Origin of the sequence: Acinetobacter sp. YH16031, assembly GCF_013417335.1 — a bacterium.
GTDB lineage: Bacteria > Pseudomonadota > Gammaproteobacteria > Pseudomonadales > Moraxellaceae > Acinetobacter.
The window spans coordinates 26,968-35,626 of record NZ_VPED01000034.1 but is presented as its reverse complement, the minus strand read 5'-3'; the positions used below and the strand labels follow the sequence as shown (position 1 = coordinate 35,626).

Sequence of the window (8,659 nt, the reverse complement as noted above, 5' to 3'; positions counted from 1 at the left end):
CTCATGAAATACGGTATTCTGATGTGACAAAACCTGAATCCTGGTCGTTAAAGTGTTTGTTTGCACTCATATTTTAACTGTTAGGACTCAGGTTTTTTTATTTAAAGCAAACTATGGGACAGCAGTGACCTTCGGGTGCTTTTTTTATTGTGGCCTTAACGCAGCCTAAGCTTATTTTGTAAAACAGGACTACAGAGTAAAATCCCACAAAAAATCAGCCCTAGTCCGAGCAGGCTATAGAGATCCGGAACTTCCTGCCAGAATAAATAGCCCCATAAGCCAGCGAAGAAAATCGCAATATAGTTCACTGGTCCAATCTGACCAGCAGGTGCCAGTTTATAAGCATTGGATAGAAATAACTGGCTGGTATTTGCCAATAAACCGGCTGCAATTAAATAACCGAGTTCAGTCAGGGTATAAGGACGCCAATGCCAGAACATTGGAATCATGGAAATCAGGGTGCCGATCAGACAGAAATAAAACACAATTCGTTCTGGTGGTTCAGTTTGGGTCAATGCGCGAACCGTGACAAAAGCCATAGCAGCCAAGAAGCTGGCACTCAAGCCAATCACAGACATTAGGTTAAATAAACCGGAATCAGGCTTAGCTACGCACAACACGCCAATAAAACCGATCGCAGCAGCCAGTAACATGCTTTGAGTGACTTTTTCTTTTAGAAACAGCCAAGCAATCAATGGAATAAAAATCGGTGAGGAATAGGTGAAGACCATGGCATTGGAGAGCTTTAAATGTGCAATGGCATAGAAAAAGCCATACATCGCCGTCAGACCTGCGACAGAACGCCAGGTGTGCATCCAGAGTTTTTCAGTTTTAAAAAAGCTAATGCCTTTATTGAAGATTAAAGGAAGAAAAATAAACAGGCCGACAAAATTCCGGAAAAATACCACAGTGGCATTGTCAACGGTGTGTGAGGCGAAGCGGATACAGACGCCCATGACTGAAAACAAAAAAGCGGAACAGGTCAGAAAGACAATTGCCTTAACCAGATGCGAGGGAGAGGCTACACTCATGAGGGAACTTAGCTAGAAAATCTGTGGATATTCTAGCTGAAAATCCCTAACTCATTCTGACTATTGTGCCAGTTGTGCTTCGAGTAACTTGATTTGTTCCTCTTTGAGTTTAATCAGCTCATCCGCATCACTATGCTGTTGCTTCAGGCTTTTTTCCTGCTCATTGAGCTGTTGCTGAATATCTTCCAGTTTGGCAATTTCTTCTTTCGCCAAAGTGGCATTTTCAGTGACTTCTTCTCTTATAATAGAGGCATCGACCAAGACATTTTCAGAAGTAGGCACAATTTCTTCCGGTTCAGGTTCTGCTTTAGGTGCGGCTTGTGTCACCGGTGCGTGCATCAAGTCACCCTGATGTGCCGGTAATGTTTCATTTTGCGTGAGAAAAAACTGTGTAATTATTAAAACAGCAATAATCACAACAATTAATCCACTCACTATTCCCCATAAAAGTTTAGGATTTTGTCGATGATCTAGAGTCATTTAGGTTCCCGAAATTATTCTTTTGGCTGACGGGGTTTAAACTGAATCACACCAATTTCATCCGGAACGGTTGGTGACTCAGGTTCCTCGATATGGGTAGGACGGTTTTCTTCATACCCACATTCGATACATTCAATCCATTCAGCTTCACCAGAGGTCAGCATAACGATCCGATCCAACGCCTGACATTTAGGACATTTTGCGCCTGCAATGAAACGACGTTTGATAGCCATTATACTCACCCTGTGATTTACTTAAAAACGTAGTTTAAGCGTTTTTAGAGCGGTTCGTCCAACCTTGATGACGTAACAAAGCATCTATTTTTGGCTCGCGTCCGCGGAAATTGATAAATGCGTCAAGTGCTGTATCTTTTCCGCCAACTGCTAGAATTTTTTGTCTAAACTGTTTTCCAGTTTCAGTGTTAAAAATTCCTTCTTCTTCGAAGCGATCGAAGGCATCACTGGCCAAAACTTCTGCCCATTTATAAGAATAATAGCCCGCTGCATATCCACCCGCGAAGATATGACTGAAGCTGTGCTGGAATCGGTTATATGCTGTAGTAGGTAAAACGGCATATTTTTCACGAATTTCGTTCAAGGTTGCCTGAATCTGTTCAGCATTCAATGCCGGATTGGCACGGTGAATGGTCAGGTCGAATAAAGCAAATTCCAGCTGACGCAAAGTTTGCATACCGGACTGGAAGAAACGGGCATCCAGTAAGGCTTTTAACAAGTCAGCAGGTAAGACTTCCTTGGTTTCGATATGTTCGCTGAGCAGGTTTAAACTGTCCTGATCCCAGGCCCAGAACTCCATAAACTGGCTTGGTAGTTCGACAGCATCCCAATCCACGCCATGTGTACCAGCCACGGCAATATTGTCCACTTCTGTCAGCATATGATGCAGACCGTGACCAAACTCATGGAACAGGGTAATCACTTCATCATGAGTCAGTAGTGCAGGGCGGTTACCAACTGGTGGAGTAAAGTTTGCCACCATGTAACAGATCGGTTTTTGCAGACCTTCAGCAATTTGCATGCGTGAACGGAAGCCGCTCATCCAGGCACCGCCACGTTTGCCCTGACGTGCATAGAGATCGAAATAGAAACCGCCAATCACTTCGCCTTGGTCTTCTAGTTCAAAATAACGTGCATCTGGATGCCAGACAGGCGCTTCACGTTCAACCACCTGAATGTCATATAAACGTTTCAGGATATTGAACAGACCTTGCAGAATTTTTGGAGCCGGGAAATAGGGTTTTAGCGATTCCTGAGACAGATTAAACTGCTGCATTTTCAGCTTTTCAGAATAGTAACTGCTGTCCCAAGGTTTTAATTCAGTAATACCATCTTCAGCAGCAATCGCTTTCAGTTCAGCCACTTCCTGTTCAGCAGGCGCACGGGCATGTTCCGCCAGATCACGCAGGAATTCATCCACAGCTTCGACATTTGGCGCCATTTTGCTGGCCAGTGAATATTCGGCATAATTATTAAAGCCTAATAGTGCTGCCATTTCCTGACGTAGTTTCAGGATTTCTTCCATGATGGCAGTATTGTCAAACTCAGTCTGTTCTGACTGATCTGACGCGCGTGTGGTATAGGCTTTATAGAGTTCTTCACGCAGGCCACGATCTTCGGCATGAGTCATAATGGCCAGATAAGACGGGAAATCTAAAGTGGCAACCGGCTGATCCAGTTCACGTTGCTGGCCATATTGTTTTAAGAGTTCAATATTACTTTCAGACAGCCCTGCTAACTCTTCTTCCTTAAGCGGTCTGAAATAAGCTTGAGTTGCATCCAGTACATGATTGGAGAAATCTGAGGAAAGTTGTGACAAACGTGCAGAAATTTCTGCATAGCGTTTTTTTGCTTCACCCTCTAGGGCCACACCTGACAATTTAAAGTCACGTAGCGCCAGTTTAATTGCACTTTGCTGAGCTTCCGGCAGTTCATTGAAGACCGGTGCATCCTGTACATGCTGATAGGTTTGATATAGCGCCGTATGCTGGCCCAACTGGGTATAGTAATCACTTAGACCCGGTAATAATGCCTGATAGACATCACGGGTTTCACTATTATTCATGACTGCGTTGAGATGCGACAAAACACCCCAGGACTCGCTCATATTATTTTCTAGCGTATCAACCTGTTTCAGGACCGCAAGTTGTTCCTGGACAGTATCAGGTGTCTGGTTCAGTTCATTTAGAAATTGCAAACCTTGCTGAATGCAGTTTTCAATTTTTTGTTTAAGATCTGCCAGCGTAATCTGATCGAATTGTGGAACGGGTAAAGTTGCTTTTTCTAATGTCATGTCGTTTCTGCCGAAGTCATTTCCTGTGTTAAATCTAGATGTAGGGCTTATTGGCAGGGAAATCAAGCATACGACGGTATTATTTATTCGACTTCAGACTGGATCCTGATCTCTTCAATCTCATGCACACTGCTGCCTAAATTACTTGTTGTAAGCCTAAGCTGTAGTTCAACGGGTTTATTTTGATAAAGCAGAAACTCAGAAGCAGATAACTCCATAACCGGTAAATGTCTATATTCTGTGTCAAAGGCATAAGAGATATGATTTCGAACACCTTTGAATTTCCCAGCCTGAGTAGTAATCGAAATACTGTTAGTTTCGCCTGTCAGCTTCGTATAAAGATAGGGTGGATAGGTGGTCAGATTAATCCAAAGTGCTGAGATCATGACCGAAGGAAAGATAAAAAGACTATAAAATTTGGGGCACTTTCTGAAATTACGCCAATGATAAGGTGGAAACCATAAACCATGCTGTTTGAGTCTGAAAAAATACAGCAATATCCCAATACATATGACACAGCTTATAATCAATGCAAAATACTTCGTATGTGGCGTTGCTACAAAATTAAAATACTTGAGCGCAATAAAGCCACTGAGGATCAAAATCGTAAAAATTAGAATCGCATAGATATGCAAATGTTGTTTATTATTTGATGCAATAAGCATGGTATTTTTTTAATCTTTATTTAACTGAATTATAAAATAAAAAGAGCGCCGTAGCGCTCTTTTTTTGATCATCAAAAATTATTCAGTCTTGGCTTTTGCATTCGACTTTTTCTTTTTGATCTTGGCTTTTTTCTTTACTTTATCTTTAGCCTTTGCTTCAGACTTTCCTGCAGATTTTTTAGCAGGCTTTTTGCTGTAGGAACTGGGCTTGGATTTGTCTTTTTTGCGTCGTATGGGCTGTTCTCCATCATCACTGGGCTGGGCTTTTTGCGCACGCTCATGATTATTGAAGACTTCCTCTTTTGCTTCCGGACGTGGTGCAGGTTTTTTTTCTGCGACACGTGGAGCACGGGCGCGAATTGGACGACCCGCATGAGTCAGTTGCTGGATCAATTCAAAGTCAATTTTGCGTTCTTCCAGATTGACTCCAGCGACCTTGATCTTGACTTCATCACCCAGACCAAAGATCTGGCCACGGTTCTGGCCGACCAGACTCTGGCTGCTTTGATCAAAGACAAAGAAGTCATCGCCCAACTGGCTAACATGCACCATACCATCGACATAGAGGTCTTTCAGCGTGACAAACAAACCAAATTCAGCTGTTGCACTGATAATGCCGACAAACTCTTCACCTAAATGCTGCTGCATATAGTGACATTTCAGCCAGGTCGTTACAGAGCGGGATGCTTCATCAGCACGGCGCTCTGTTGCTGAGAAATGCTCACCGGCATCATCTAAAGATGCACCTGAAATTGGATATGGCTTTTTACTCAAATGAGCTTTGATGGCACGATGTAATAACAGATCCGGATAACGGCGAATTGGAGAAGTGAAGTGTGTATACGCTTCATAAGCCAGACCAAAGTGACCGGCATTGTCGGCACCGTAATAGGCCTGCATCATGGAGCGTAATAACACGGCATGAATACTTGGTGCATCAATCCGGTCTTTGGTCGCTTCAATCACTGCCTGATAATCGGCCTGGGTTGGCTGTTCCGGGAATGGCAGACCCAGCAGCTTCACGAAATCACGAACTTTCTGGATACGTGAGAACTCTGGTGGTTGATGCACACGGTATAGCATCGGTATTTCATTTTTTAATGCATATTCAGCTGCTGCAACGTTGGCCAGCAACATACATTCTTCAATCAGCTTGTGCACATCATTACGGGTTCGTGGCAGAATCTCATTGATACCACCCAGCTCATCGAAAGTCATATAGGTTTCAATGGTTTCGAATTCCATTGCATTACGTTCAGCACGTAAGCCTTTTAGAATCTGATACAACTGGAACAGGGTATTTAGTGATTTACGTACACTACGATCTTCAGTGATTGCTGTGCTATCACCTTCAAAATACTTCGCGACCTGGTCATAAGTCAGACGTGCCTTGGAATGCATCACCGAAGGATAGAATTCATACCCGGTCACTCGACCAGCACGTGACAATTTCAGGTCACAAACCATGCACAGGCGATCGACATTCGGATTTAATGAACACAGGCCATTAGAGAGTGCTTCAGGCAACATTGGTAAAACGAAGTGCGGGAAATACACGGATGTCCCGCGCTCTTGAGCTTCATCATCCAGTGGTTTGCCTGGACGTACATAATGGCTCACGTCAGCAATCGCTACGACCACACGATAACCACCGCCCGGACGTTTTTCTGCATAGACCGCATCATCAAAGTCACGTGCATCTTCACCGTCAATGGTGACAAGCGCTAAATCACGTAGATCGACACGGCCGTCACGGTCTTTGGCAGAAGGCTCTTTAAAGCTTTCCGCTTCTTTCAAGACTTCTTCAGGGAATTCATATGGCAGGCCATATTCCAGAATAGTCTGTGGAATGATGATTTCGGTATCGGCTTTGTCTGCCATCGACTGCACAATATGGCCAGTCGCAAATTCTTCTTTAGTCGGGTAGGTGTCAATTGCCACGCGGATTGAATCGCCAACTTTGACCTTAGCATGCTCGATCAGCTCTTTTTCTAGAGTAATAGGCTGATGTGCATTTGGATGGGCTGGCTGAACAAAGTATTCGCCTTCATATTCAGACACTTTCCCAATGATCTGTTTGACACGATGCTGCAAGACTTCGGTAATAAAGCCCCAGGCTTTGCCTTTGCGGTCTACTGAGGTCTGACGGACTTTGACACGGTCACCGTTAAAGACCTGACGCAATTCACGCTCAGGTAAGAGCAGGTCATCTTCACCTGAAATATTGGCTGTGCCGCTTCCCTTGGAGTTGATATACACCGTTGCTTCATGCTCAGGCTGTTCCGCCGCGATCTGGAACTTGTAACCGTCTTTCATCAATTGCCCGTCACGTACCATCGCAATCAGACGATGGCTCAGGGCATCAATACTTTTTTGATCGGCAATTTCAAAATATTCCACCAGGTCGGCATGGGACAGGGCAGTTTTTTCTTCTATAGTTTCGAGAATCAGGGTACGGCTTGGAATAGGGTTGTCATAACGTTCGGCTTCAGCTTTTGCTTCAGGATCGACCCAATTTTTCATCATATCTTTAAAGTGTCCTTGGAGATAGGTTTAGCATAAGTCATGTCAGTGCAGACTGCACGTAAATGATTGCAATAATCTGTTTAAGTTTTCGATTTTTGGCTAATTTTAGATAACTGGAAATTTATCGGGTTTTTTCAGGACTTAAATGACTAAAAACAGGGAAATTGTTTAAAAAGTATTTAAACGAGCAAAAATATGCAGTTTTTTTTCAAGCTGTGCTTGCAGTGCTATGCCGAAATTTGTATTATGGCGGCACGTTACGGTGAGATGGGTGAGTGGCTGAAACCACGTCCCTGCTAAGGACGCATACGGGCAACTGTATCGAGGGTTCGAATCCCTCTCTCACCGCCACTTTACTTATGTCGCGCTCATAGCTCAGCTGGATAGAGCACTTGGCTACGAACTAAGGGGTCGGGAGTTCGAATCTCTCTGAGCGCACCAATAAGTAAACCGGAAAATAACGCAGTCTAATAAAGACGACACAAGTTACGCGCTCATAGCTCAGCTGGATAGAGCACTTGGCTACGAACTAAGGGGTCGGGAGTTCGAATCTCTCTGAGCGCACCAACTTGAACAATGAACCGCACATGTTGCGGTTTTTTTGTGCCTAAAATTTACAGAATCCGCCTGAATCACATGCTAAAAATAAATCCTAGATGACTCAATAAAAATAAGGGCAGCGTAATGAGAAAAATTATTGTCCAGGAATTTCTGACTCTAGATGGTGTAATGCAGGCACCCGGCGGCCCGGAAGAAGATACATCTGGTGGCTTTCAATATGGTGGCTGGGTGGCGCCGTATTTTAGTGCTGAACCCGATGCAGCATTTGATCGCATCATGCAAAAATGGATGCAGTCCACCGATATTCTGATTGGTAAGAATACCTTTCAGATTTTTGAGCCTTACTGGCCGAAGCATGCTGAAGACTGGCCAGGAATTAATGAAGTGAATAAATATGTGCTATCTACCAGTCTAGAGCGCTCGGACTGGCAAAATACGATCTTTCTAAAAAGTATCGATGAGATCATTAACCTGAAGGCTTCAGGGGAGGGGAATATTCGGGTGTATGGCAGTGCTGCAGTGGTACAGGCGCTTTTTAAACATGATCTTGTGGATGAACTCTATTTAATGACCTTTCCTATAATATTGGGCAAAGGAAAACGTCTATTTGCTGAAGACTCTATGCCAGCAGCATTTGCACTGACAGATCATCAAGTGACTTCAAATGGCGTGGTATTGAGCTGTTATCAGCGGGCAGGCAAGGTTAAAACTGGCCTGGTTGGAGAATAGCTCTATTAGGCTGTGAGCAAATGAATATGAGGTAACTGAAAGATTAATTTAGCTAATCCTGAAATCTCGCCAAGTCTGGGTTATTGTTTTTAACTCTAAATCCGCAGGAATTTTCATTAAAAAAACTGAAATATTGCAGTATCGTTTAATTACTGTACGTTCGGTTGTGATTTTATTAAAAAACACTTAACAAGTGCTGAAAACTCTATATAATGCACCCCATCAAGACGTCGCGCTCATAGCTCAGCTGGATAGAGCACTTGGCTACGAACTAAGGGGTCGGGAGTTCGAATCTCTCTGAGCGCACCAATCTTGATAAAGAATTCTGAAAAAACCGCACATTGATGCGGTTTTTTTACG

7 protein-coding genes and 4 tRNA genes are annotated in these 8,659 nt (G+C 43.6%); 5 read left to right on the top strand and 6 right to left on the bottom strand.

Annotation, left to right across the window (positions count from 1 at the left end):
- Positions 1–155 precede the first annotated feature (155 nt).
- The 6 genes from FTV31_RS13315 to rnr form a co-directional block, all read right to left on the bottom strand.
- Positions 156–1,031, bottom strand: coding sequence for a DMT family transporter (locus FTV31_RS13315; RefSeq protein ID WP_179992774.1), 876 nt, complete (start codon positions 1,029–1,031; stop codon positions 156–158).
- A gap of 60 nt (positions 1,032–1,091) precedes the next feature.
- A complete protein-coding gene (locus tag FTV31_RS13310; protein WP_034169654.1) occupies positions 1,092–1,511 on the bottom strand; it encodes a hypothetical protein in 420 nt (139 codons plus the stop codon).
- Between the two features lie 14 nt (positions 1,512–1,525).
- Entirely contained in the window at positions 1,526–1,738 is a 213-nt protein-coding gene (locus tag FTV31_RS13305) for a YheV family putative zinc ribbon protein (protein ID WP_180015280.1), read from the bottom strand.
- A 40-nt stretch (positions 1,739–1,778) separates the two neighbouring features.
- Positions 1,779–3,818, bottom strand: coding sequence for a M3 family metallopeptidase (locus FTV31_RS13300; RefSeq protein WP_180015275.1), 2,040 nt, complete (start codon positions 3,816–3,818; stop codon positions 1,779–1,781).
- Between the two features lie 83 nt (positions 3,819–3,901).
- The gene (locus tag FTV31_RS13295; protein ID WP_180015273.1) at positions 3,902–4,204 is read right to left on the bottom strand and encodes a hypothetical protein; all 303 of its coding nucleotides are present in this window, start codon (positions 4,202–4,204) and stop codon (positions 3,902–3,904) included.
- A gap of 357 nt (positions 4,205–4,561) precedes the next feature.
- On the bottom strand, positions 4,562–7,009 hold the full coding sequence (rnr, locus tag FTV31_RS13290; RefSeq protein ID WP_180015271.1) for a ribonuclease R: 2,448 nt from the start codon (positions 7,007–7,009) through the stop codon (positions 4,562–4,564).
- A 261-nt stretch (positions 7,010–7,270) separates the two neighbouring features.
- On the opposite strand from rnr, the gene FTV31_RS13285 reads away from it, so the two are divergent.
- The 5 genes from FTV31_RS13285 to FTV31_RS13265 all read left to right on the top strand — a co-directional run bounded on the left by FTV31_RS13285 (position 7,271) and on the right by FTV31_RS13265 (position 8,608).
- A tRNA-Ser gene (locus tag FTV31_RS13285) sits at positions 7,271–7,360 on the top strand.
- A 13-nt stretch (positions 7,361–7,373) separates the two neighbouring features.
- A tRNA-Arg gene (locus FTV31_RS13280) sits at positions 7,374–7,450 on the top strand.
- A gap of 49 nt (positions 7,451–7,499) precedes the next feature.
- Positions 7,500–7,576, top strand: a tRNA-Arg gene (locus tag FTV31_RS13275).
- Between the two features lie 117 nt (positions 7,577–7,693).
- Positions 7,694–8,299: a dihydrofolate reductase family protein gene (locus FTV31_RS13270; protein ID WP_180015269.1), complete on the top strand. Its 606-nt coding sequence runs from the start codon at positions 7,694–7,696 to the stop codon at positions 8,297–8,299.
- 232 nt (positions 8,300–8,531) lie between these two features.
- Positions 8,532–8,608 (top strand) — tRNA-Arg (locus tag FTV31_RS13265).
- Positions 8,609–8,659: the final 51 nt, after the last annotated feature.

What these genes read in the sequence shown, in the direction of transcription:
- FTV31_RS13315 (WP_179992774.1), bottom strand. Translation starts at nt 1,031, where the DNA reads ATGAGTGTAGCCTCTCCCTCGCATCTGGTTAAGGCAATTGTCTTTCTG.
- FTV31_RS13310 (WP_034169654.1), bottom strand. Translation starts at nt 1,511, where the DNA reads ATGACTCTAGATCATCGACAAAATCCTAAACTTTTATGGGGAATAGTG.
- FTV31_RS13300 (WP_180015275.1), bottom strand. Translation starts at nt 3,818, where the DNA reads ATGACATTAGAAAAAGCAACTTTACCCGTTCCACAATTCGATCAGATT.
- FTV31_RS13295 (WP_180015273.1), bottom strand. Translation starts at nt 4,204, where the DNA reads ATGATCTCAGCACTTTGGATTAATCTGACCACCTATCCACCCTATCTT.
- rnr (WP_180015271.1), bottom strand. Translation starts at nt 7,009, where the DNA reads ATGATGAAAAATTGGGTCGATCCTGAAGCAAAAGCTGAAGCCGAACGT.
- FTV31_RS13270 (WP_180015269.1), top strand. Translation starts at nt 7,694, where the DNA reads ATGAGAAAAATTATTGTCCAGGAATTTCTGACTCTAGATGGTGTAATG.